Genomic DNA, 24,596 nt, shown 5'->3' on the forward strand with positions numbered 1-24,596 from the left:
CGTTGGGTGCGCAGGCGCCCAACATAGCGCGGCCGCCCTTGCTGGAGGGGGTGCGCCTGAGATCCCGATTGTAATCGGGAACTCAGGCCAGGGGGAAACGCTATGCGGTTCCCCCCACCAGAGAATCATTCTCAAGAATCTTGATCTCGTCATTGAACTCATTCCGGCTTTGCCGGCTTAGTATAAACATAAAGATTTAGATTTTATGAAAGTTGCGTGGGCTCGACCCGGAATTTCATCAGGGAGTTAACGCGGTTCGGCTCGGATTGGCGATAAAACGCGTAACTTATTCTTGCAAAATTGTCGACAATCGACTATCTTATTGAGCATATGCATCTTCCGGACCTCAAAATCGACACCAGCTTATCCGAGGCGGTATACCGGGCGATTCGCAAAGAGATCGCATCGGGGCGCCTGAAAGCAGGACAGAAAATCACCGAATCGGAGATATCTCTGGCAATGGGGATCAGCCGGGCGCCGGTTCGTGAAGCATTCAAGCGGCTGGCAATGGACCATCTGGTGAATTTGATCCCCCGAAGCGGCTGTTATGTGGCTGATCTGGATGAAAAGGAAATTGAAGAGATCTTTGAGATCCGTAAACGTCTGGAGTGCATGGCCCTCGAATATGCCTTTGCAAATTTCTCTGCTCACCGGCTCCGGGACCTTCGAAACCGGTTTGAGAGTTGCAAAACGATGGCGAGCAGGGAGGCTGTCGAAAAGGAGATTAAGCTCGACGGATACCTTCACGACCTCATCGCTATAAAATCCGGCTGTGATAATCTCAAGGAGATGCTCAAGGCGCTCTGGTCCCGCATCGAAATAATCCGCCTCCGAGAAGCGGAGCGGGGTTATGTGCCGGTCGATGCCGCCAAAGAGCATATCGCATTGCTCGATTCGCTCATTGACGGCGATAAAGACAGAGCGGTTGATTTACTGGCCCGGCATATCGAAAATTCGAAAAAAACGGTTATCAGTCATTATTATTGTCAAAAACAGGAATAGATCGCAAATGGAAACGATACATCAGGAAGGAAACCGCTGCTATGCAATTTCCCGAGTTTGAAAATAAAGTTGTCCTTATCACCGGCGCCGCCGGCGGTATCGGCGCTGTCCTGTCGGATAAGTTTGCCGAAAACAACGCCCTGGTTTATGGCGCCGATATCAGAGAGAGCGATCGAAAATGTTTTATTCAGGGTGATGTTTCAGACCCGGATTTCGCCCCCGCACTTGTAAAGCGGATAATCGATGAACAGGGTCGGATTGATATCCTTATCAATAATGCGGGTATCTGCCCCCGGACCCCTTTTCTGGAAATAAAAATCGATGAATGGACAAAAGTGCTCAATATCAATCTGACTTCCATGTTTCTTTTAAGTCAGGCATGTCTCAAAGCGATGATCGAAAAAGGGTCCGGATGTATTGTCAGTCTTGCTTCCCTTGCCGGGCAGGTAGGCGGTATAGCGGTCGGCGCCCACTACAGCGCCACAAAGGCCGCAATCGAGTGCATGACCAAAACCCTCGCCCGTAACGGCGCTCCCCATAATATCAGGGCAAATGCCGTCGCCCCTGGAATTATCGACACCGAAATAACCCGCCGGGCAACACCCGAACAACTGGAGACTTTCAAAAAAACAATTCCCCTGGGAAGGCTTGGAGACGCCGAAGAAGTTGCCGGACCGGTCCTGTTTCTGGCGTCGAACCTTGCATCCTATGTCACGGGATTTACGGTTGATATTAACGGCGGGCTGAAGATGTAAGATGAAGTGGAAGAGATATGTGACAACGACCTGCCCCGAGGAGCTTTCGGGAGAGAAACAAGAATATATGAAGCTGAAACTGATGATGAAAAAAAGAGGCAAAAGATCACCGGCAAGATCATGATAAATGAGTAAAAACCTGTACCCTGAACCCTGATTACCAAAGAAAGGAGAGGACCGATGAATATTGTTCGAAAGCCTGTTGTGGACCGTTTTAAAGACAAGGTTGCTATCGTTACCGGAGGATCTTCCGGAATAGGCCGGTCTATTGCAGAAGAATTATGCAAAGAAGGCGCAAAGGTTACGATTACCGGAATAAGCGAGGCCGGAATTACCACCGAAAAGGAAATGAAAGAACAGGGCTGGGATGTTCTTTTTGTCCGTGGTGATATGGCTGATGATGATTTCCGGGCCGGCATTGTCGAGAAGACACTGGAGAAGTATGGAAAGATCAATTATCTCGTGAACAATGCGTTTTCCTTTGTTGCCAAGGGTGAAGACGCTACCGTTGATGATTTCCTTCGAAGCTACCATACCGGGCCGATTGCTTATGCACGAATGATCCAGTTGTGTATCGAACCGATGAAAAAGGAAGGCGGCGGCGCAGTGGTCAACATGTCGAGTATTTCGGCCCATATCGCCCAGGTCAACCGATGGACGTATAATGGTTCCAAAGGCGCGGTGAACCAGATGACCAAGTGTCAGGCACTGGATCTGGCCAGATACAGGATCCGTGTCAACAGTGTCGATCCCGGCTGGGTCTGGACCCGTGAAGTCGATAAGGCGGCACAACTTGACGGCGGTGGACGGGACAAATGGGAGCCGGTGTGGGGTAGTTACCATATGCTCCGACGGACCGCCGAACCGGTCGAGTGCGCCGGACCAACCCTGTTCCTTCTCAGCGACGACGCTTCCTTTGTAACCGGCGAGCATCTCATGGTCGACGCCGGCTATTGCTCGATGGGACCTGAGGGGATCGGTGAAACAACGGTGAATGCCGGAAGCTGGTAGGATGGGTTTCTTGCGGGACACACGGAGAAACGCGCAAAAAAAATATATACATGTAAGAAACCGGATTTTACTCCACGTTGTCAGGTTTGTGAAAATCCGTCGAATTTATGACGTTCCCGTTCTATTTTTTTTTGGAATTTAACTCCGGAGGTTTTATATGGTAAATTTTCCTGTTGTCGACGGTCATCTGCATGTGTGGGATATCGATCGATGGGTTTATCCCTGGCTCGATGATGTTCCTGTTTTGAAGAAGACTCATTTGCTGAAAGATTATAACGAAGCAACAGGGCCGGTGAATGTTGAAAAAATGGTGTTTGTTCAGTGTGAGATCGAGACCTCAAAGTATAAGGAAGAGGTTGCCTGGATCACCGAACTGGCGCAGAATGAAGATGATCGCATTAAAGGCATTGTATCCTGGTGTCCACTGGAAAAGGGTGACGGGGCCCGTCCGGAACTCGAAGAACTTGCGCAGAATACGCTTGTTAAAGGTATACGACGGATTATCCAGTTCGAGCCCGACATGGAATTCTGTCTCAAGCCCGATTTTATCAAAGGAGTCACTATGCTCAAGGAGTATAATCTCACCTTTGATATCTGTATCGATTACCGTCACACAAAAGTTGCAACGCAGTTTGTGGATAAGTGTCCCGATGTTCCCATGGTACTCGATCATATCGGGAAACCGGGCATCGCCAAAGGACTTCTGGACCCCTGGCGTGGAGAAATCAAGGAACTGGCAAAACGACCCAATGTCTGGTGCAAGACCTCATCGCTTGCTACCGAGGCCGATCATGAAAACTGGAGTATCGATGATATCCGTCCTTATGCCGATGCTGTTTTCGATGCTTTCGGGATCGAACGCTGCTTTTTCGCCGGCGACTGGCCTGTCTCAGGAATGGCGGCAACCTATCCTCGGTGTGTCGAAACACTGGAAGAATTGATAAAAGGCGCATCACAGGATGAACTCAAGGCACTGTTCCACGATAATTGCGAGCGCTTTTATAAGGTATAATCAAAAAAAAACCAGAGATGTCAAAATATAAAGTTCTCGTCACCGACCACGTGTTTGACCGTTTCGATACGGAACGGGAGGTCCTCGCCCGTGTCGACGCCGAATTGATCGTGCACCAGTTTCGTACTATCGATGAATTATTGCCTCATGTGGGAGATATCCATGGTCTGCTCAACTGTTATCTCGGGCCGATCGACAATAATGTTTTTGACGCCGCGCCAAATCTTAAGATTGTCTCCAGGTACGGTATCGGTGTGGATACGATCAATATCACGGATGCTGCGCGGCATGGGGTGATTGTCTCGAACATTCCCGACCACGCGATCAATGAAGTTGCCGATCATGCCGTTGCGCTGTTCCTGAATCTTGCACGCAAGATAAGCACGGCCGACCGTCGGGTGAAAAACGGAGTGTGGTCGCTTTCATACGTAAAACCGCTTCATGCAATAAGAGGTATGACCGCGGGTTTTATCGGGTTCGGCAAAATCGGCAGAGCCGCGGCAGAACGTCTTAAAGCATTCGGTGTGCGGGTTGTTTTTCATACGCCCACATGGAAAGGCCTGGTTGACGGTTTCTCTCAGGTCGCTTTCGATGAACTTCTTGCTGCAAGTGATGCTGTTTTTATACAGTGTCCATCAACCGAACAAACATATCATCTGATAAATCGCGCGACTATAGAAAAAATGAAGAAAAAACCGCTGCTGATCAATACGGCACGAGGTGCGATTGTCGACGCCGACGCCCTGGTGTGGGGACTTTCAACAGGGAACGTGTCGGGAGCTGCATGCGATGTTCTGGAGGATATCGATTCGGTGGTAACAACCGACCATCCTCTCAAAAAAGCCGAAAATGTGATATTGACTCCCCACAGCGCATTTTATTCCGAAGAATCGGTGGAAGATTTGAAATATCGCGCGGCTGAGAATGTCGCGAGGGTCCTGGTAGGAAAGGAACCGTTGTTTAGAGTTGGGGGTAATGGACGAGGATAATGGAATTGTATTTGCAGGTTCGTCAAGGTGGCGTCCACTGCAGCAGCCCGACTGTGAAGGAGGGCTTGATTAAAGTGATGGGGTGACGGGAAACAGTAAGATAACGATTGCATTTTTCCCGCCGTTCCACTGCTCCATTACCCATTCTTCCGGAGTTTTATATGCTTTACTTTGCTGAAGGTTCACATAATTCGGTTATTTCGCTGGAGAAAGCATCGGGGTATCTCGATTCGATGCTGGAGTCGTTGGGTGATTTGAGGCGGGTGCTGATTTTGCCGCCCGATTATACGCGGCTTTACTCGTGGGCGGGAGAGCTGACTGTTCTGCTCTATGAAAAGCTCAAGGACCGCAGCCATATCGAGATCATGCCTACCCTGGGGACGCATCTTCCCATGACCGATTCCGAATTAAACGCCATGTTCCCCGGGATTCCCCATGATGTTTTCCGGGCGCACGACTGGCGGAACGATATCATACGGCTGGGTGACGTTCCGGCGGAATTTATCCGTGAGGTTTCCGAGGGGAAGCTAAAATTCCCGCTGGCTTGTGAGATTAATCGATCCCTTGTCGAGGGGAGATGGGACAGGATTATTTCGGTGGGCCAGCTTGTTCCTCACGAGCTGGCGGGTATTGCCAATTTCAGCAAAAATATCTGTATCGGTGCGGGGGGCGAAGATACCATTTCCAAAACCCATTATGTTGCTGCCGTGTATGGACTGGAGCGTCTGATGGGGCGTGTTGAAAATCCCATGCGGAAAATCCTCCGCTACATGGAACAGCATCATCTCAAAGGACTCCCGATCTCGTATGTCATGACGGTCCGGGGGCAGGACAATATGGGCACAGTGGTTACCCGGGGACTCTTTGGCGGTGATGATGAAGAATGCTATCGTATCGGTGCGGAGCTGTGCAGGGATATATCGATCACCTTCCTGGATAAACCCTTTCAAAAGGTTGTTGTCTACATGGACCCTGAAGAGTTCAAGACCACCTGGGTGGGCAATAAGTCGATATTTCGTACCCGTATGATTATCGACGACGGCGGGGAGATCGTCATTATGGCCCCGGGGGTCAAACAGTTCGGCGAAGATACCGCTAATGACCGGTTTATAAGGAAATTCGGGTATCACGATACCGATTATATGGTGAACCTGGTGAATACCGTTGGTGAAGCGTCATCCAATATTACCGCGGTGTCCCACATTATTATCAGTTCTCCCGAAAATCGTTTTACGGTCACCTGGTGTCCGGGGTTTTTGACAAAGGAAGAGGTCGAGTCGGTGAATTTCAACTATGCCGATTGCTCTACAATGATGAAAAGATATGATCCCGGAAAATTGGCTCCGGGAGTCAATATACTTCCTGATGGTGAAGAGATATTTTTTGTGCCCCGCCCTGCGCTCGGGTTGTGGGCCGCAAAGGACCGATTTAAATAGAACGCATAAACCTGCTGCACAAAGGACCCTGTTATGATTTCTAAAAAGGTCGACCATATTGCGCTAAGTGTTGCCGATATCGACCGGTCGCTTGGATTGTACCGTGATATCCTGGGCGCCGAGGTAATCCGCATCCTTGAATGCGACAGCCGATCGCTTCTGGGAAAAGTCGTGGGCATGCCCGGAGCGGTTGCCCGGATTTGTCATCTGGCATTTGGTGATACCATGATCGAGCTGTTCGAATATTCGAATCCCGAGGGCATACCCATACCGCCCGAACGGAAACAGGCGGATAAGGGATGGATTCACCTGGGATTGACCTCCACCGATGTACGGGCCGATTATGCAGCGTTACGGGATAAGGGTATCGAATTTATCAGCGAACCGGTGGAATTCCGTCCTGATGTCTGGATTGTTTATTTCAAGGGCCCCGATGGTGAAGTGTGTGAGTTACGCCAGACGCCGCCGGGTGATTCCGACATTGCTGAATGAGAATATATTATCTGCAAATATTAAGGAGCACAGAAAATGAAAAAGAAACTGAAACTCGATTTTGACTGGTACGAATGGAAAACAACCGACCAGGAGCTTGCAAAGCTCGATAGCCGGCTTGCCGGGCGTCTCTTATTTGAGGTATTTATCATCAATGAATTCGAACATGCCCTGTTGCGGCTTAAAAACGATGATTGCGTATGGGGGCCGGTCCATTCGAGTGTCGGACAGGAGGCCATAGCGGCCGGTGTGACCGCAGCAATAAAACCTTCGGACAAAGCATTCTCAACTCATCGTGCCCATCATCATTTCCTCTCAAAGGTTCTTCAGTACGAATTACCGGGAAACTGGGATCCCCGCACTGCAGAGCTTCCGGAGAAAGGGCACGAAGGCGTTCTTCGGAGTATGGCTGAGATTATGGGGCTTTCCATGGGCTACTGCGGCGGCCGCGGAGGATCGATGCACTTGCGGTATGCCGAATCGGGTTTTTTAGGCTCCAATGCGATTGTCGGTGGCGGCATACCACTGGCCACCGGTGCTGCGTTTACCGAAAAAATCAACAAGACCGGCAATGTCGTGGTCTGCTATTTTGGTGACGGCGCCATTAATCAGGGAGCGTTTCATGAAGCCGCCAATATGGCCGCAATATGGGACCTTCCGGTGATATTTGTCTGCGAAAACAACGAATATGCTGTCGCTACATGCAAAGATGAAGCCTGCGCGGTGTGCGATCTTTCGGTAAGAGCGTCCTCCTATGGCATGGATGGCCATATTGTTGACGGCAGCGATCCGGTTGCTGTTTACGATGCGGTAGATTATGCGGCAAAAAGTATGCGTACCGGAGCCGGGCCCTGTCTTATCGAAGCGAAATGTTTCCGAAGGTATCATCATGCAGGAGATCAGCCCGGAAGCGCTTACAACTATCGGGAGCGTGATGAAGAGATGCTTCATTCGGAAAAAGAACCCATGCTGTTGTTCCCCAAAAAGCTTATCGATGCCGGCGTCCTTGCGACTGAACAGATCGAACGTATACAAAATACTGCATTTTCTGCAGTTGCCCGTGCTGTTGATTCCTTGACGAATGGCGGTGAACCCAGAACCGTGAAAGCAGAACTTTTGCCGGACCCATCCCGTCTTACCGAAGGAATTCGGAGTACCGGTGATGAGTTTTCGGGGATATCATTTTCCCAAAAGTCCGATTTTGCGGAATGGGAAAAGATGAAATACAGTGATGCCATTGCATCGGTGACAAGGCGCTGGATCGAAACCGACCCGAACTCCTTTGTCATGGGCGAGGAAGTCGCCAATTTCGGCGGTGGCGCCTACCAGGCAACGAAGGGGCTTCCTGCAGAATATCCCGATAGAATCAGAAACACTCCCATTTCCGAGGCTGGGTTTGTCGGTCTCGGTCTGGGCGCGGCCATGACCGGGATGCGTCCGATTGTCGAGATCATGTTTTGCGATTTTTCTCTGGTTGCCGCCGATCAGTTGTTCAATCAGATCGGGAAAGCCCGCCATATGTACGGCAATACCACCGATATTCCACTCGTCGTCCGAACAAGAGTCTGTACCGGGCTGGGCTACGGCGGGCAGCATTCCATGAACGCGGTCGGACTCTATGCGCTCTTTCCCGGATGGCGTATCATATCCCCCGGCAATTCGTTCGATTATATCGGCCTGTTCAATTCGGCCATGCACTCGCTCGACCCGGTGCTTATCCTCGAACATCAGGCGCTCTATACCAATAAATTTCCTGTTCCCAAAGGCAATGTCGATTATTTCATCCCCCTGGGAAAAGCGAATGTGGTATCCGGGGGCGACCAATGCACCATTTTGACCTATGGTAATCTCGTGGGACGCTGTGAGGCTATGCTTTCGAAACTGGCGGATGACGGTATCTCTGCGGAGCTGATCGATCTTCGGACCCTCGATTACCCGGGAATCGATTATGAGACAATAGGGGAGAGCGTGAAGAAAACCGGGGCGGTGATGATCTGCGAGGAGGCAAAAAAGAGTCACGCGGTAGGTCCCACGATCGCACATGAAATCACGGAGCGCTATTTTGATTATCTCGACTGTCCCATAGCAAGTATCACCTCGGTTGATGTACCGCCACCGGTGTCACGGGTCCTCGAACAATCGGCATTGATCAGCGATCAGCATATCTATGAAACAGCAGTCGCTGTGGCCACCAGGAAATGGAGATAGTATTACAGCAGTTGTGGGGGGAGCCCCCTCGGGCCATGCCTGTTCAATTAAACTACAAATGTGCATTGGAGTGGTTCTGCATACATGGCCTTGCGGGCCATGTATGTCTGCACCAGCAACGAAGCATGGCCCGCAAGGCCATGCCGCTCGCAATCTTAACTCATTGCGTAAATAGAGGCCTTCTCTTATTTCTCCTGAAGCTCTATTTCGGTATTCTCTTTCCAGGTAACCGTGGAGCCTTCAACCGTGGCCACCGGGGTCTGGAAATCGATTGAAGCTTTCTTGATCACCTTGTTGGCAATATCGATAACCGCGGTTCCGGTTCCCTTGCCGCCGATAGGAATGTATTGAGTGAGCGATTTGGCTTCCTCATCCTTTTCGATAGTTGCATATTTGAATTGCCACGAGATAAGCACCGTATCCTTTTTAGGAGAGATTTCTTCCACTTTATATAGACGGTAGACTTCACAGATGTTAGTGCCCTGTGCGGTTTTTATGGGAAGGGTAACCGAGCGTTCCCAGGTGAAACCTTTCTTTACCGCCTGCTTTGGCATTTCGGGCAGAAGTTTTGAAAATTGCATGTACACGTTCCATTCCGGAATGCCTTCAGAGGAAAAATCGGGTACCGTATCGATCTCAGGGGCACCCTCAACAAGCGCAAGATCCATCGTTGATTCCGAAAGGTTTTCCTTTATCTTATTCTGAACTTCTTCATCATAGAGTTCCGATTTCACGGAGACATCATTGACAGCAAAGGACAGCCGTTCTTTGTTGTCGGAGAGGGTTCCGTTCAGATCGCAGGTGATCTCGGTCTCCTTGGGCGTCTTTTCCTTGTTTTTCTCAAAGATGCATTTGGATTGGTAGAAGATCGTATAGGTCCAGTTTTCCTTCCCGCTGTAATCGAGTTTCAACTCAAATTTATCCTTTTTGGCATATACCGGCAAAAGTATACCGAGAATAAGCACGGAAAGAAAGATTGTGTTGCGCATAAAAAATCCTTTGTTGAAAGGTTTATGGATTCGGGAATGCTCTGAATTTCACCTTAATTTATTGTTCGCCTGAGCTAAAACTATAATGATAATATAAATATGGTACCTTGCAAGTATCAGCAAACAGCAAAAAAAACTGAAGTTTGGTATCCGGGCGTGTTTTATAGTAGATTTATATCCTTTTTATCTTGATTTCATCTATTTTTACTCAATTGTATCATGAATATTGCAGAAAAACCGGAAGTAATGAAACAGCCGTCCTCAGTTGAATTCGGATATAAATCCTGTTCCCATATTCCCCGATATCTGGCAGAAAGCACCCGGATCTTTATCGTGTGTGATCCCGCACTGGTGCATTCGGCTGCTAAAATCGGTAAAAGCCTGGCGTCGGAAACAGAGTGCACAATCTATTCCCATGTGGAACCGGAACCGAAAATATCCACCTTTGAAAAAATCCTCCTGGAAGCAAAGACCTACCGACCGGATGCTGTTGTGGGTATCGGCGGCGGCTCCACGATCGATTTGGCCAAGCTCCTTGCGGTTCTCTGCAACAGTGACAAATCCTTTTCTGATATCGTTGGCACCGATAAAATTTACGAGAAACGGACAATCCGCCTTATGGCAGTCCCTACGACCTCGGGAACAGGCAGTGAAGTATCTCCTATTGCCATTCTTACCGATTCGGATCAGCAGCTCAAAATCGGTGCGGTCAGCGATGAGCTTATTCCCGATGTCGCTGTAGTGGATCCGGAATTGATGCTTTCCATGCCCCCGTCGGTGACCGCAGAAACCGGCATGGATGCCATGACCCATTGTATCGAGGCCTACACGAACCGGTTCAGCACTTCGAAGACCGATGTTGTTGCTTTGGAAGGGATAACCCTTATCGGAGGAAATTTACTGAAAGCGTATCGGAACGGCAATGATCTTGCAGCGCGGACCGCAGTGGCCAGAGGCGCGCTGTGCGGCGGCCTGTGCCTGGGCTCGGTCAATACCGCTGCTGTTCATGCGCTTGCTTACCCTCTTGGCGGCGAATTCTGTGTTTCCCACGGAAAGGCCAACTCGATGTTGCTTCCTTATATCATGGAATACAATCTTTCCGAGTGTGTCGAAAAGTACGCAAACATCGGAAAGGTTCTGGGGTGCAAAGAAAAAAATAACCAAAAGCGGGCGCAGCAGGCCATTGTGATGATTCGCAATCTTGCACAAGCCTGCGGCATACCAACCGGCCTCAAAGAACTTGGTGTTCCCCAAACAGCACTCGAGCACATGGCCACATCAGCCTTGAAAGTAACGCGGCTCATTCTCAATAACCCGCGTTCACTTGAATATGATGACGTTCTTGATATTTACAGTAAAGCCTATTGCTGCACCCGGGGCGCCTGATGAGACTTCTTCACACAAAACTACCCGAATTCAAACATAAAATTACACAGGCGGCACTCGAACAGGGCAAAAAATGCACTATCAGCGGGCTCGAAAATCTTCGGTGCGGTAAAGTGCAATCCCTTCGGACAGGAAGAATCGAATCCGCCATTGAGGAGATCGCCCGGGAATCGGCAACCGGTAATGTTGAAGTGATCGTTATGCCCCGTGTGCCGGAAACAATGCACACGGTAATTGTAAAGGGAGTCGATAAAAAAGGCGCCGATACACGGGCAATTATGGAAGTTGTCAATATTATTCATCCCACCGAAGAATACGAGCTTCGCAATTGCACCTCGGTCGATGATCGCCGGCCGCCTCTGGGAAAGCACTGAATAAGCATCATGGCCCGATTGACCTACAGGTTTATTCCCGCCGGAAAAAAGACCGGCCAGCTGGTGCCCCTCGGCATCGCGTTGGTCGATATCAGAACCATTACCTCATGTGGATGCTCCGTTGAAGATGCGATTCGTGGGGTTGCCTGCGATGTAAATGCTCCGGTAGCGATTAACATTTTCGATATGGACGCCGTGACGACCACCAGTGACGGGATCGTTATTGATGGCGCTATTGTCTGCATGGGTGCGGGGGATAACGGTAATGTCAATGAAGAATTCGGTATCCTTTCCATGGCCCGGGTCGATGTTACCGATGATCTTATCAAAGAAGAGCCTCACCTTGCGCAAGTAAAACGGTATTATCCAGGCAAACCGCTTTACAGAGGGCCCGATCCCGCCAAAAAACTGATCCCCGTGCATAATGTGGTTATGACCGGACGGGCCGCAAATAACAATTCGGCCACCGAAATGATGGATATCGTTACCATGGAAGAAATCCTGTTTCCCATACTGGGTCAGATTCAGATCATGAAAGACAAACCGGTGGTGGTGGGTATGTCCGGTGAGTATATTTCGGTTGGCGTCGGTATGACTGTGGCTGAAGTCTACGGAAGAATCTTTCCTACCCGTCAGTTCAGAGCAGGAGATACTGCCCACGCAGCGGAGCGGTATGCTAAAAATCTGAAGAGTCATATTCCCTGCATTGTTGCACCCAAGCGGGAATTGGCACGCTCCATTATACGGGCCTTTGAGTGTGGAATGGTCCCCGGCAGAGAGCTTGGATGTGCACCTGCCTGCATTGCAGTCGCCCAGGCATATCACCATGATATCGATATCGACAATATAACCGAAAAGGCAGAAAAAGAGCTTGCGAGTATCGGTATGGATATCCGGGGTTTGTCGCGATGGGAAAAACCGTTGCCAAAGGAACAGATAATCGGGCAGGCCGACCGGATAATACCCGGTGTGGTTAATCCGGTGGAAATCGAGGCCCATGAAATTGCAGAAACACGCTCTGTTGATATCGTTTCCGGTTGAATCGCTGCTGCTTAACTTTTGTAAGTATCCATTCTGTTTAAAAAATGAAATCAAAAATAATCTGTTACGCCGATAAATGTATGCTGAAAATTGAGGGGCTTTCGGTAAAGGGGCTCAGACCTGTGGAGCTCGAAAAAAGCCTCTCTCAAAAGCTCAATACGGTTGTCCGGGTAATCGGTGTGACCGGCGATAGGCTGGATATGGATATTTACGGCATGAAAGAGAGTGATATCGAGCGCAACAGCGAAGGAATTGTCGTTGCTGTTGCTGCTGCCGAAGGTATTACTATAGCCGATGTAAAGAAAATAACGTTGAACGACGGGTGTATCAATATAAATATCAACGAAGTTGCGCCTGTTAACGTACCGGGATGTGCCGGTCAGCGATGGAGATCCTGTGATACGAAAAGCCGCGATCATTCCGACCGGTGATGAGATTGTCGAAGGCGTGGTGGTCGACACGAACAGCCCTGCAATCCGGGATTTGATTCTCCATACTTTTCCTGATTGTGCAATTGCACTCTGTTCTCCATGCTCCGATATCGCAGAGGTTATTGCTGCTGCAATAGAGCGGCAGATCGAAGAACGCTGCGATTGTATTGTTCTGATCGGCGGGTGTGGTGAAGGCCATTGCAGGTGCCCGGGATTGGGCATCGATGTCACTCCCCGGGCAATAGAGAACGTGCTGAAAGAATATTGGACCCGGGACATCTATGGTTCCAACGGCCACCGGTGGGCCCGGATTATGGCTGGTCGAGCAGGGAACAGTCTGGTGGTGAATGTCCCGGGACCTTATGTTGAAGCCTGCGCTGCAGCAGAGGCGCTGCTTGCTGTTTTGAAACAGGGAGATTGGGAGTGCCGGTCTATCGCTGAGGCATGCGCCGAAGCGGTTATCACACAGTATCCGCCAGGGAGTATATCGTCATGAATCCGCTTTTCGGATTGCTCATTTCAGGACATACTCTCGATAGCTATCCCTTTGCTGCGGGTCTTCTGGGACCTGTTTCTCATCAAAGAGAACTCAACGAAATTTCAGAGATTTTTAACGACATCGAGATTGGTGATAGTGTCGATCAGCTTGAAATCGATATGAAATGTGCTCAGTTTGTCAGGGAAAAGTGTTCTTCAGCGGTGTACGCCTGTGCATTGAGTGTCCATATACCCGGTACAGTGCATTCATGCGGGGGCATAATCGGCAGTCCGTGTGCCCGGCCATCATCTGCCTCGCTGCGGCCATGGAGTGAAAATATCGGTCATGGGCTCAGTCTTGCCGCTGTTCCCGGACAGGGAGGTGTTGTTGTTTGCGGAAACCCCCTGTTTGCTGAAGCATGTATTCATTTTGCTGGAGCCGAAAAAGGTGGAGCGGAATTTATCGACAGGGTTCTTGGATATGCAGGAGAAAAAAAGATAATCCATGCTCTTGCGGTGCATGACGGCACCGGTTGTGGCATGCGCGGTGGCGTGGGACTGCTGTGCGATGGGCGCAAAGAAAGGCTGCTTATCCCTGGTTTAACCTGAATTTTACTATTTTTACATTCTCTATACTCTCAATCTCGTATTAAAAAGGAGTCGGTAATGGTTCTTTCCATTGTTATGCCGGTTCTCAATGAAGAAAAAACAGCTGAAGACGTTATTGTAAAACTGCTTTCAACCGATTTCCCGCAGGTGGAACTGGAGCTTGTAATTGTCAACGATGGATCTACCGATCGTTCGCTGGAAATTATCCGGGAACTTGCTCAAACCGATAAACGGATCAAAGTCTTTTCTCACGATTCGCCCCAGGGTAAGGGGGCTGCATTAGCGACAGGATTTTCAAAAACCACCGGTGATATTGTGATTGTTCAGGACGCCGACCTTGAGTATGATTGCGCTGAAATATCGAGACTGGTAAAACCGATCCTGCTTGATAGAGCTGATATTGTTTATGGAAGCCGGTTTAAAAAGTCGGTCCTCCAGGTTCATCGTACGTATCATGCCTGGGCGAACCGGATCCTCACCGCATTATCGAACATAGCATCGGGGATCCAGGTTTCAGACATGGAAACATGTTACAAGGCCTTCCGGGGCGATATAATACGCAATGCCGTGCTTCAATGCCGGCATTTCGGTTTCGAGCCCGAAATTACCGCAAAAATAGCAAAGCTTCACGTGCGGATTTTCGAGCTGCCGATTACCTATTATCCCCGCAACTATATCGAAGGGAAAAAGATTACCTGGAGAGACGGCGTTGCAGCCATGTGGCATATATTCAGATTCAATTATTTAACCGGCATTAATGATTCGTTTACTCCCGATTTGCCAAAGAAATATCTGAAACGGCGTGATTACGACGGATTCCATTCCACCTCTCATTAAAGGACAGTGATGCGATTTGGTTGGCCCAAAGTAAAACAGTTTTGCATACAATACCGAAAGATCATTCTTTTCTGCGCTATTGCCGCCTTTGTTCTTCCTGAAGTAACCGTCTATTTTCATCGCGGCGGGCGGGGAGCCGATATCGGCGGGTATATCCGGGCGGGCGATGATGCTTTGCATCTGCGAAATCTGTATCGCCATTCCGCGCCGGGTAAAAACAATACCTGGCCGCCTTTCTTTTCCTTTTTTGCTATTCCCCTTGCGCTCTCCAAACAATGGCTCGGACTTCCGATTACAAAGGAACTATGGTATTTCTTCAATTTTTTCTGCCTGATCGCACTCATGAAAATATGGGCCTCCTTTCTCCAGGGATCAGCACCTAAGCTGGTTTCCGACAAGAAACCGGATTTTACTTCACCCATTATGTTCGTGCCCTTTTTTGCGCTTTTGTCACCCTTTGTAAAAAATTATTTCATGTTGCAGATTAATGTGTTTATTCTTTTTATTCTGACCCTGTGTATCTATTTCCACCGCAAAGGAAAAGGGATCCCCGCAGGCATATGTATCGGCTTCGCCGCTTCCTTAAAAGCGTTGCCGGGCTTTTTCGTTATCTATTTTGCCCTTCGGAAACAATGGAAAGTCGTTGCAGCAGCAGTGGTATCCGGAATTGCATTTACCCTTATGCCTCTTCTGTTCTACGGCGTTGAGGGCTATATTTCTCTTATCACGACATGGCTTGACATAAGCCTCAATCAGCCGCTTGTTGTCGGCTATGATACTCACAGTAATCAGTCGATATATGCTTTCTGGGAACGGCTCCTGGCTCATCAGCTGAACCTTGTTTCTGTTGAAAACAAAGTTATCGGCACGGCCGCGAAATTCAGTGGTCTTGCTGTAATGATCACTACAATGGTCTTTTTCCTCCGCAAGCCCTACGATCGGCATTCATACCGTGCATTGATTGAATTTTCGGCGGGAATTATCATCATGATGCTCCTGTCACCAATCGCCTGGGGGCACTACTGGGTCCTTCTCTATCCAGCGGCATTTCTTACTCTCAGCCTGCCGCTTATGTTCTCATACAAACCGCCAAACAAGGCCTTCTGGTATCTAACCGGTATCTGGATCGGCCTCATTGAGATCCCATACCTTACCGGCATGATGGGGGAGCGGTTTTTTAAAAAGTTTTCGGTGTTTACACTCTCAGCATTGCTTCTCCTGGTACTGCTTGTCATAGTGCATCGGTATGTTTTGCCTGAAATTCCTTTGGTGAGGGAGAAGGAGAAATAGACCATTACATATCATACTGATGGTTAGGTTATAATCTTGCAGGTGAGTAGTTTTACACTAGTCATGCCTCACTTGTTGTGTGGCCTGAACGTCAGTTCAGGTATTTCCTGTTGTTCCGGAGGCACCATTACCGGCACTGAAGTACCGGTCACACGGATGGTGTGTTTAGATTTTTTGAATAATAGCCTTAAACTTATTGTTCTTTGCTGTTGTGTGGCCTGAACTTCCAGACCATCCGGATACCGATCATTGTTATAGTTTTACAGAAAATGCATGTTCCCCCGACCCTACTTTGGCAATTTTGTTTTCTTCCACCCCCGGCAACACGACCTTAGCCCAAACATTCCCCGGCACGGTCACATCCAGATCAAACCGGCCATCTTTTATTTCCCAGCTCACTGCAAGTTCTCCATAAATGGACTCATACCTTCCCTTAGCCCATGTCAGTCCACCGCCGGGGCGGGGATGAATGATGACCGATTTATATCCCGGCGTATCAGGATCGGGATTGATGCCGAGTATCACCCGGTATATCCATTCTCCGATTGCACCGAAAGCGAAATGGTTGAATGAATTCATCTCGTGTGGATTGATCGTGCCGTCGGCAAAGATACCGTCCCACCGTTCCCAGATCGTGGTGGCGCCCTGATCGATCATGTGGCCCCAGGAGGGGATGTCACGATTCATGAGGAGTTTGTAGGCCAGATCGGTCTGGTTTGCTTTTGCCAGTTCGATCATCATGCGGTGGGTCGGCTGTAGGCCGGTTGAGGGATGAAAATTATAGTATTGGACCCGCTCGACAAGGTGGGAAATAATTGTTGAGCGCATCTCGTGGGGGACAAGATCGAAATGAAGCGCGAGGGTGTAGACCGTCTGGTTGTGTCCTTCAATTTTACCTTCATTGTCGAGAAACTCACGGCAAAATGCGGCTTTGATATCAGTGGCAAGGCGGGAATATGTCCCGGCGTCTTCATCGTGGCCGACGGCCTGAGCCATCTTAGCCAGTATTTCGGCGCCATGCGCAAAGAAAGCGGTTGCAAATACCTGTTTGGGAGTACCGAGCTTTTGCCAGGGATAGTTTTCCGGTTTATAGGTTTGACTGCTCAGCCAGTCACCATAGTCGACCCCGCGACAGTTCCGCCAGATCAGATCGGGATTATGGGACCGGATAAACTCGATCCATTTTTTTGATGACTCATAATGCTCCCGGATGATCCGCCGGTCGCCATAATTTTCATATACCCGCCAGGGGGTAATGTGGCTGCCGTCAGCCCATCCCGGAGCGCCGGAGAATCGTTTGTATGAGATAAGATGATTAGGGGAAAAATCGGAAAAACGACCATCATCGGTTTGAGCATCGCGGCAATCTCCCGCCCACTTGGTGTAAAACCGCGCCATATTCATGTTGAAACAGGCGGTTTGGGAGAACACCGATGCATCACCGCCCCATCCCAGGCGCTCATCCCGTTGCGGACAGTCGGTGGGAGTGCTGTGCATGTTATCTCGCTGAGTCCATTGAATCGCAGTCATCAGTTTGTTAAGCAGCGGTTCGGAACATTCGAATGTTCCTGTTTCGGGCGCCGCCGAATGAAAGGCGCATCCGGTAATGAAATCAGGACCCGGTTTTGATGACAACCCTGTTATTTCCACATAGCGGAAACCATGATAGGTAAAATGAGGCTGGAGTGTTTCGGGGCCCTTGCCGCCGAGTATAAAGGTATCGGTTTGTGCTGCCGTACGAAGGTTGGCCATGGCTACCATGCCATTCTTGTCAACAACTTCCGCATGGCGAAGGGTGATTGTGTCTCCCGGTTTACCGGAAACGTTTATCCGGCACCATCCCACCATATTCTGTCCCATGTCGGCTACGTACACGCCGGATTTGGGTTCGGTGATTGAAATGGGGGAGAGTTCCCGGGTAATTTTTATCGGCTCGTTGAACTGACTGACAAGAGGGACGGTAATGGAGTCGTCGATTTCAGCGTTGTTCCATTGGGGGGTACCGGCTGCCTGCTTGTTATCCTTCGCGTTTTTTGTTCCTTGTTCTCTATAAGGACCGGGATGAACGGGTGACTGCTGATGGAAATCAATTTCCTGTGGCGCATCGTACACCTCGCCGTCAAAAATGCACGAGCTGCGGATGGGGCCGTCGAGAGTGCCCTGCCATGAGCTGTCCGTGTGAACAACTCCCCGGGTGCCGTCGCTGTATTCGATCTCCAGTTGAGCCATAAATTGAGGGCGATTGCCATAGAACCGTCTCCCGGGAGTCAGCCCGAGCCTTCCGGCATACCATCCTTCGCCACAGGTTGCGACAATCAGATTTTCTTTCCGACGGAGCAGTGGGGTAATATCGTATGTCTGATATTGCACCCTTTTTCCATAATCGGTCCACTCGGGCGCCAGGATATGCTCTCCCACACGGGTTCCGTTGATATGCATTTCGTAGACCCCCAGGCAGGTTGTATAGAGGCGGGCCGCAGCAAGTTGCTTTTCGATCGGGAATGTCTTTTTGAGGACTGTTGCGGGCGCGGGCGAACCGGGGTTACCTTTTTTAGACTCGGTAACACCGTTGGTGCAATATAAGGGCGACCACCCCTTACATGAGCAGGAATCGGATGCCGTTACTTTCTTACCCAAGGCAATGTTTTCATCGCCGCCATAGATTTCGACCTCGGTCAGAGCAAATCCATGAATATTGGCTTCCCACCGCCCAAGGAGTTTCGCCCTGATTCGGATATACCGCGCCGTACAGGGGTCAAAATGATATTCCTTCGGAGTTTTTCCGGGGTTGGGAATGTCCTCTGAGGTCTTATCTACAATGGTCGTGTGTTCGGTGAAATTTTCTGTGTTGGATATGTCAATTTTCAGTTTGAGGGGGAAAAGAAACCCCTCCTTGCCCAACCATTCATAGCATGTTGCAGGGAAGAGCCGGATTGAGCTGAATTGACGGGAGGTACCGAGATCGATAGTTATCCATTTTTCTTCTTCGGGATCGATAGTAAATTCGGAGCAGTATCCGTAGCAGGGCGCTTCATAGCCATCGATTGGGTAGGGGAGTCCGATCCAGTGCGCCGACCAGTCATCACGGTCAAGAAGGCCCATCTCCCAGGTTGCGGGTTCGCTGAAATCTGATGGTGTTCCATTGGCGTCCCAGAATCTCACTTTCCAGAAACAACGCATTCGGGAATGGAGCGGTGCGCCGCTGTATTCGATATGGACCGAATTGTCCGATTCTACTTTGCCGCTGTCCCAGAGATCGCCGGTGTCCTGCTCGAGTAAATTTGCTGTGGAAGCAACGAGGATTTGATAGGCACATTGAAAATTTCCCTTTGGTTCCAGAGGAATACGCCAACTAAGTCGTGGGGTACAGGTTTCGATTCCAAGGGGATTTTCCGCATATTCACTTCTGAGATCAAAAGGTCTTGTTTCTGACATTATTCTTTCCCTGCGTTATAATGGTGACGAATAAAAAGTGAATTGCAAAATAGAATTCGCAGGGTACAATTGTCGAATTTAGCTGGTGAGATTATAATCAAGACTTCATTACTCATTCATTATATAAGTCATTTATTATTTTAGAAAAGTAAAAGGGGTATTATTCTTATAGACTGGAAAAATTCAAAGGGGCATTTCCAAAGAATTTGGAGGATCGTAATGGCGAAAGAATTTATGAACTACATTAATGGTGAATGGACCGGCTCATCGAATGGTAAGATGTTTGAACAGCGAAATCCCGCTAATCTCGATGAGATTACCGGTAACTGGCCAGCGTCAACCAGTGAAGACGCTGCAAGTGCAATCAAAGCTGCCGGTGAAGCATTCGAAAAATGGAGCACTTTGACCGTCTATAAAAGGGCTGAGTACCTGAAAAACGCTATTGAGAATATGAAAAAACGACGGGATGAAATTGCGGAGGTGTTGACCTCGGAAAACGGAAAAACCCTCTCTGAATCCAAAGCTGAAATCGATTCGGCGATTAAAGAAGCGACTTTTCAGATTTCCGAGGGGGTCAGGATGTGCGGACAGGTTCATCCGGTAGCTCATGAGGGTGTCTTTGCCTACGAAATTCGCCGTCCCCTCGGCGTTGTGAGTGTTATCCTTCCCTGGAATTTTCCATTCAATGTTCCTGCCCGGAAATGCGTGCCCGCGCTTATTGCAGGCAATACCTGTGTTCTCAAACCGGCCAGTTTGACCCCGCAGGCCGGCGCAAAATTTGTCGAGCTTTTTGACGATGCGGCAATTCCTGCCGGGGTAATCAACTTTGTCAGCGGTGGCGGATCAACCGTCGGAAACGAGATGATAAGCAATCCATTAATTAAGGCGATCTCCTTTACAGGTTCTACCGAAGTCGGATGTTCGATTCACCGGAAAGCCGCAGAGATCATGGCTCGAACTCAGCTTGAAATGGGAGGAAAAAATCCTGTTGTGGTGCTCGATGATGCCGATCTGGATGAAGCCGCCGAATCGGCGGTAAAGGCCGCCTTTGCCTGTGCCGGGCAATGGTGCGCATCGACCAGCAGAGCCATTGTGATACGGTCGGCGGCCAGTGAGTTGACAAAAAGGATTGTTGAAAAGACAAGGGAAATTGTTGTCGGCGATGGCCGTGATGAAAAAACCACCATGGGACCTGTCTGCGGCAAAGATCAGGCGGCAACAATTACGAAATATATCGAAATCGGCAAACAGGAAGGCGCTAAACTCGAGATCGGCGGGAATCGCTTAACCAAAGGCGATCTGGCAAATGGATGCTTTATCGAGCCGACTGTGTTTTCCCATGTTAAACCCGATATGACTATTGCGAAAGAAGAAATATTCGGTCCGGTGCTCAGTATTATCGAAGTCGATGATTTTGATGAAGCTCTCACGGTTGCCAACGGGACCGGTTTCGGCCTGACATCATCGGTGTACACAAAGGATCTCGGCAAAGCGATGCAATTTCTGGAAAAAATCGACACCGGTCTGACCCATGTGAATATGATGACCGCGTACAAAGAGCCGCAATTCAGCTTTGGCGGTGTGAAAAATTCAGGACACGGGGTTCCGGAAGCCGGTCAGTCGGGGATACAGTTTTTCACCGAGCACAAGGTTGCGTATATTAAGTATCGATAGGTAATATCATTGGGGTCGGATCCGACCGGCCCCTTCATTCCACAGTTTTTGCTCCTCTCCCCTCAATAAAACCCTTTCCCCTTGATTTCTTTCCCAATTCTGTATATATTTTAACTATCAGGTTTAACCATGTGGTTAATCCAGGCGGTTAATAAAGGATTGTGTAATGAATAAACCGTATTCTGATTCGAAAGGGCCGGAATTGCCCGAGCGTTCGGGAACCGAGCAGAAGATCCTGGATGCTGCCCGGGCTGAGTTTGTTGCCAAGGGGCTTGCTGGCGCAAGGATGCAATCAGTAGCCGATAGCGCCGGGGTAAATAAAGCGCTTCTTTACTACTACTTTCGCTCTAAAATGAATTTGTATGAAGCTGTTTTGCAGGATACCATGGCACGGTTATGGAGCTGTCTTCGTGAAGCTGTGCAGGCGTATCCCCAGACCGGTGATATACGGGAGCTAATCCATACCATCGTCAGTCTTTATATCCGGACTATGCAGGCAAATCCCGATTTTCCACACCTTTTTCTTCGTGAGGTTGCGGACGGGAGCCGGTTTTTGCCCGAGGTCGTTAAAGGCATAGCAACATACTTTGCCGATGTTCCCCGGGCAATTCTCTTGGCGCTCGAGCGGGAAAGCGCTCAAGGACATGTACGACGGATCGATCCGCTCCATTTTATCGTGAACGTGATGGGGATGTGTGCGGCATCGTTTATTGTCAAACCCATGGTGACGCAGCTTCAGGGACTGATTCCGGACATGGCGCCCTTTGATGAAAACGATTATTTCGGCACCCGCATCCGGGCCATAACCGAAATGGCCTGTGATGGTATCTGTATCGGGAGGAAATCGAAATGAAAAACATGTTTTCGGTATATATTCTGATTGCCGGTCTTTTTTTATGCAAAGCCGATACATTGACTCTGCCGGAGGCGCAACACCTGGTGTTCGAAAACAATCACCGGCTGCTCATTTCCCGTAAAGAATCCGATGTTTCCCGTGCTGCGCTTGAACAGGCCCGTTCTGCCTGGCATCCGCACCTGAGTGCATCGGCGAATTACGGGTATCAAACTGAAGAGCAGACGCTTGATATCAGCCTTCCACCTCCGATAGGGGCCATGGAGCGCACGATTGGGGACAAGGACCGGGTTGAATTCGGTGCGGATATTTCCTGGCCGGTTTTTACCGGATTCGGGAGAATGTACCGGATAAAGAGTCGGGAGTCATCGGTCAAGGCAGCGGGGTACAGTACCGCACAACTGAAAGAGCGGCTTTCCTTCGAACTTGGAATGCTCTATTTCGGTTGCGAGCTGGCGCAGAAAACAGTTGATAATCACAAAGATCAGGTTGAACGTCTCGGGAAATACTGCGAACACATCCGGGAGTTGCATAATGCCGGTATGGCAATCCGCGCCGATATTGCCAAAGCCGAAGCCCGGCTGGCAGGAGCACGGGTAGCCCTTCTTTCAGCACAGAACCGGGCCGATTCTCTTCGGGGAGAAATTGCGGTAATGACCGGTATCGAAAATCGCAGTCTTACTTTCAGGGAGTATGCCATAGAAATCGATTCGGCAGATGTTGCTGCAATGGTAACCGGCCCCCCATTGCAGAACAAGCCGGTGGTGAAAGCACTCGATATGAGCGTCGAACAGTTGCGAAGCTTCGAACGTGCAGCCGGTGCCGAACGATGGCCTTCGCTGGCGGTTTCGGCAGGCTACCGCTATGCCGATCCGGGGCCATCTCTGGGTGGGGATGGATTTACAGGATACGGCATAGCAGGCATGCGGCTATCATGGAAACTCTATGATGGCTTCACAACGCGAGCAAATCTGCGTCAGATTGAATTACAACAGCAGATTGTCAAAGAACGCAGAGAAGAACTTCTTGCGGATTTGAAAAACCGGGTTAGAACTGCCCAGCAGGGGTTGCAAACATCGTTGAAACAGATTGAAGCAGCCCGGCTTGCGGTGGATGCCTCAGAACAGCATACCGGCGATATCCGAAATGCTGTCGATGCCGGTACCGCAACCTCCCTGGAATATCTGAATGCTCTTCAGGATCGTGCCGATGCCCGACTTATGCACGATCGCGCGGTTTTTTCATACAAACAACAGTATCTTATGCTGCGCTTTGCATCTGGTAAACAATTATGTTTTGAATGATCGGAGGAATGGTAATGGATGTAATGAATTTGAAACATTCCGGTGGCATAGTCATTATCATGACAGTGACGATGCTCCTGTTTGCCGGATGTTCGCGGACGCAGGATAAAGACTTTCTCGGTTCTGCGGTTGTTGATGTCAGAACATATCAGGCTAGTGCGACAGTACAGGGTCAGCTTATATCGGTTTTAAAAAATGAAGGCGATGACGCTCGTAAAGGGGACCTGCTTGCCCTTATCGATACGGTCCCCTCTGTGCTGAAACTTCGTGAAATCGAAGCCCGCCGACGGCAACTCAAACTTGAAATTGCCTCCCGGAGCGCTGATATCACTGCGGTAAAATCTGAAGTATCGGGGCTGAAACGGGAGCTTGACCGGATATCTGATCTTGCGAAAAAAGGATCGGTCCCCATGCAGCAGAAAGACAAGCTCGAAACGCAGTATGCCACAGCACAGGCAAAGCTCGAATCTGCACAACGGGCTCTGAGCGCAGCATCGGCCAAACTCGAAGTACTTCAAACCAAGAAAGAACAGGTCGAGGATCAGCTCCGCAGGTGCACAGTCCTTTCTCCCGTGGAGGGTACCATTCTAATCCGTTTCAAGAATCAGGGGGAAATCGCCGCTCCCGGCCTTCCGTTATATGAAATCGCTGCGTACGATACCGCGCAAGTAGATTTTTTCGTTCCCCAGCCGGTACTCTCGCAAATATCGGTGGGACGGACCGTTCGGATAAGAATTGATCGCCCCGAAAACCAAGATGCGTTTTTTGTCCCTGCACGAATCACCTGGATTGCCGATGAAGCCGAATTTTCTCCTAAAAATATCCAGACCCGTCAGGCGCGAAATGAGCTTGTCTTTCAGGTACGCGCTCAGGCGGCAAATACCGACCGTGTTCTGAAACGCGGATTGCCGGTGGAAGTATGGAGAGGGGAAATGGAGTAATGGCCCGGAGGACAGTACATTGGGCATCCCGGTACTCCACCACTCCACTA

At 49.6% G+C, this 24,596-nt stretch carries 22 protein-coding genes; 20 read left to right on the forward strand and 2 right to left on the reverse strand.

The genetic code is table 11. The features are described 5' to 3' along the window. Nucleotides 1–330 precede the first annotated feature (330 nt). The 8 genes from GF401_15135 (at nucleotide 331) to GF401_15170 (ending at nucleotide 8,905) form a co-directional block, all read left to right on the forward strand. The gene (locus GF401_15135; protein MBD3346385.1) at nucleotides 331–1,002 is read left to right on the forward strand and encodes an FCD domain-containing protein; all 672 of its coding nucleotides are present in this window, start codon (nucleotides 331–333) and stop codon (nucleotides 1,000–1,002) included. 41 nt (nucleotides 1,003–1,043) lie between these two features. Continuing rightward, nucleotides 1,044–1,757 carry an SDR family oxidoreductase gene (locus GF401_15140; protein ID MBD3346386.1) on the forward strand — a complete coding sequence of 238 codons (714 nt, stop codon included), beginning with the start codon at nucleotides 1,044–1,046 and terminating at the stop codon, nucleotides 1,755–1,757. Between the two features lie 180 nt (nucleotides 1,758–1,937). After that, nucleotides 1,938–2,768, forward strand: coding sequence for an SDR family oxidoreductase (locus GF401_15145; GenBank protein ID MBD3346387.1), 831 nt, complete (start codon nucleotides 1,938–1,940; stop codon nucleotides 2,766–2,768). 157 nt (nucleotides 2,769–2,925) lie between these two features. Further along, entirely contained in the window at nucleotides 2,926–3,780 is an 855-nt protein-coding gene (locus tag GF401_15150; GenBank protein ID MBD3346388.1) for an amidohydrolase family protein, read from the forward strand. A 17-nt stretch (nucleotides 3,781–3,797) separates the two neighbouring features. Further along, entirely contained in the window at nucleotides 3,798–4,769 is a 972-nt protein-coding gene (locus GF401_15155; protein MBD3346389.1) for a C-terminal binding protein, read from the forward strand. Between the two features lie 161 nt (nucleotides 4,770–4,930). After that, nucleotides 4,931–6,205: a DUF2088 domain-containing protein gene (locus GF401_15160; protein MBD3346390.1), complete on the forward strand. Its 1,275-nt coding sequence runs from the start codon at nucleotides 4,931–4,933 to the stop codon at nucleotides 6,203–6,205. Between the two features lie 33 nt (nucleotides 6,206–6,238). Further along, on the forward strand, nucleotides 6,239–6,697 hold the full coding sequence (locus tag GF401_15165) for a hypothetical protein (GenBank protein MBD3346391.1): 459 nt from the start codon (nucleotides 6,239–6,241) through the stop codon (nucleotides 6,695–6,697). A gap of 36 nt (nucleotides 6,698–6,733) precedes the next feature. Next, entirely contained in the window at nucleotides 6,734–8,905 is a 2,172-nt protein-coding gene (locus tag GF401_15170; GenBank protein ID MBD3346392.1) for a hypothetical protein, read from the forward strand. A 185-nt stretch (nucleotides 8,906–9,090) separates the two neighbouring features. On the opposite strand, the gene GF401_15175 is transcribed toward GF401_15170, so the two are convergent. Further along, nucleotides 9,091–9,894 (reverse strand): hypothetical protein, encoded by an 804-nt coding sequence (locus tag GF401_15175; GenBank protein ID MBD3346393.1) that lies wholly within the window; start codon nucleotides 9,892–9,894, stop codon nucleotides 9,091–9,093. A gap of 219 nt (nucleotides 9,895–10,113) precedes the next feature. Here GF401_15175 and GF401_15180 point away from each other — a divergent pair, with 219 nt between their 5' ends. The 8 genes from GF401_15180 to GF401_15215 are packed head-to-tail and all read left to right on the forward strand — an operon-like array spanning nucleotide 10,114 to nucleotide 16,339. Continuing rightward, nucleotides 10,114–11,280: an iron-containing alcohol dehydrogenase gene (locus GF401_15180; protein MBD3346394.1), complete on the forward strand. Its 1,167-nt coding sequence runs from the start codon at nucleotides 10,114–10,116 to the stop codon at nucleotides 11,278–11,280. After that, a complete protein-coding gene (locus GF401_15185; GenBank protein ID MBD3346395.1) occupies nucleotides 11,280–11,654 on the forward strand; it encodes a hypothetical protein in 375 nt (124 codons plus the stop codon). The genes GF401_15180 and GF401_15185 overlap by 1 nt, the downstream gene beginning before the upstream one ends. A 9-nt stretch (nucleotides 11,655–11,663) precedes the next feature. Further along, nucleotides 11,664–12,695: a hypothetical protein gene (locus tag GF401_15190; GenBank protein ID MBD3346396.1), complete on the forward strand. Its 1,032-nt coding sequence runs from the start codon at nucleotides 11,664–11,666 to the stop codon at nucleotides 12,693–12,695. A 44-nt stretch (nucleotides 12,696–12,739) separates the two neighbouring features. After that, a complete protein-coding gene (locus GF401_15195) occupies nucleotides 12,740–13,126 on the forward strand; it encodes a hypothetical protein (GenBank protein MBD3346397.1) in 387 nt (128 codons plus the stop codon). Then, nucleotides 13,032–13,622: a molybdopterin-binding protein gene (locus GF401_15200; protein MBD3346398.1), complete on the forward strand. Its 591-nt coding sequence runs from the start codon at nucleotides 13,032–13,034 to the stop codon at nucleotides 13,620–13,622. Before GF401_15195 ends, GF401_15200 begins: the two co-directional genes overlap by 95 nt. Next, nucleotides 13,619–14,212 (forward strand): hypothetical protein, encoded by a 594-nt coding sequence (locus GF401_15205; protein ID MBD3346399.1) that lies wholly within the window; start codon nucleotides 13,619–13,621, stop codon nucleotides 14,210–14,212. The genes GF401_15200 and GF401_15205 overlap by 4 nt, the downstream gene beginning before the upstream one ends. Before the next feature lie 57 nt (nucleotides 14,213–14,269). Further along, nucleotides 14,270–15,049, forward strand: coding sequence for a glycosyltransferase (locus GF401_15210; GenBank protein ID MBD3346400.1), 780 nt, complete (start codon nucleotides 14,270–14,272; stop codon nucleotides 15,047–15,049). Between the two features lie 9 nt (nucleotides 15,050–15,058). Continuing rightward, nucleotides 15,059–16,339 carry a DUF2029 domain-containing protein gene (locus GF401_15215; GenBank protein ID MBD3346401.1) on the forward strand — a complete coding sequence of 427 codons (1,281 nt, stop codon included), beginning with the start codon at nucleotides 15,059–15,061 and terminating at the stop codon, nucleotides 16,337–16,339. 252 nt (nucleotides 16,340–16,591) lie between these two features. Here GF401_15215 and GF401_15220 read toward each other — a convergent pair whose 3' ends face one another. Beyond that, nucleotides 16,592–19,774, reverse strand: a complete 3,183-nt coding sequence (locus tag GF401_15220; protein MBD3346402.1) for a Bacterial alpha-L-rhamnosidase — start codon at nucleotides 19,772–19,774, stop codon at nucleotides 16,592–16,594. A gap of 219 nt (nucleotides 19,775–19,993) precedes the next feature. Here GF401_15220 and GF401_15225 point away from each other — a divergent pair, with 219 nt between their 5' ends. The 4 genes from GF401_15225 to GF401_15240 all read left to right on the forward strand — a co-directional run bounded on the left by GF401_15225 (nucleotide 19,994) and on the right by GF401_15240 (nucleotide 24,546). Beyond that, complete coding sequence (locus tag GF401_15225; protein ID MBD3346403.1) at nucleotides 19,994–21,448, forward strand: aldehyde dehydrogenase family protein; 1,455 nt, start codon at nucleotides 19,994–19,996, stop codon at nucleotides 21,446–21,448. Between the two features lie 166 nt (nucleotides 21,449–21,614). Continuing rightward, entirely contained in the window at nucleotides 21,615–22,301 is a 687-nt protein-coding gene (locus GF401_15230; protein ID MBD3346404.1) for a TetR family transcriptional regulator, read from the forward strand. After that, a complete protein-coding gene (locus GF401_15235) occupies nucleotides 22,298–23,605 on the forward strand; it encodes a hypothetical protein (protein ID MBD3346405.1) in 1,308 nt (435 codons plus the stop codon). Before GF401_15230 ends, GF401_15235 begins: the two co-directional genes overlap by 4 nt. Further along, complete coding sequence (locus tag GF401_15240; protein MBD3346406.1) at nucleotides 23,602–24,546, forward strand: HlyD family efflux transporter periplasmic adaptor subunit; 945 nt, start codon at nucleotides 23,602–23,604, stop codon at nucleotides 24,544–24,546. Before GF401_15235 ends, GF401_15240 begins: the two co-directional genes overlap by 4 nt. The last annotated feature ends 50 nt before the right edge of the window (nucleotides 24,547–24,596 follow it).

Source organism: Chitinivibrionales bacterium (assembly GCA_014728215.1).
Taxonomy (GTDB): domain Bacteria; phylum Fibrobacterota; class Chitinivibrionia; order Chitinivibrionales; family WJKA01; genus WJKA01.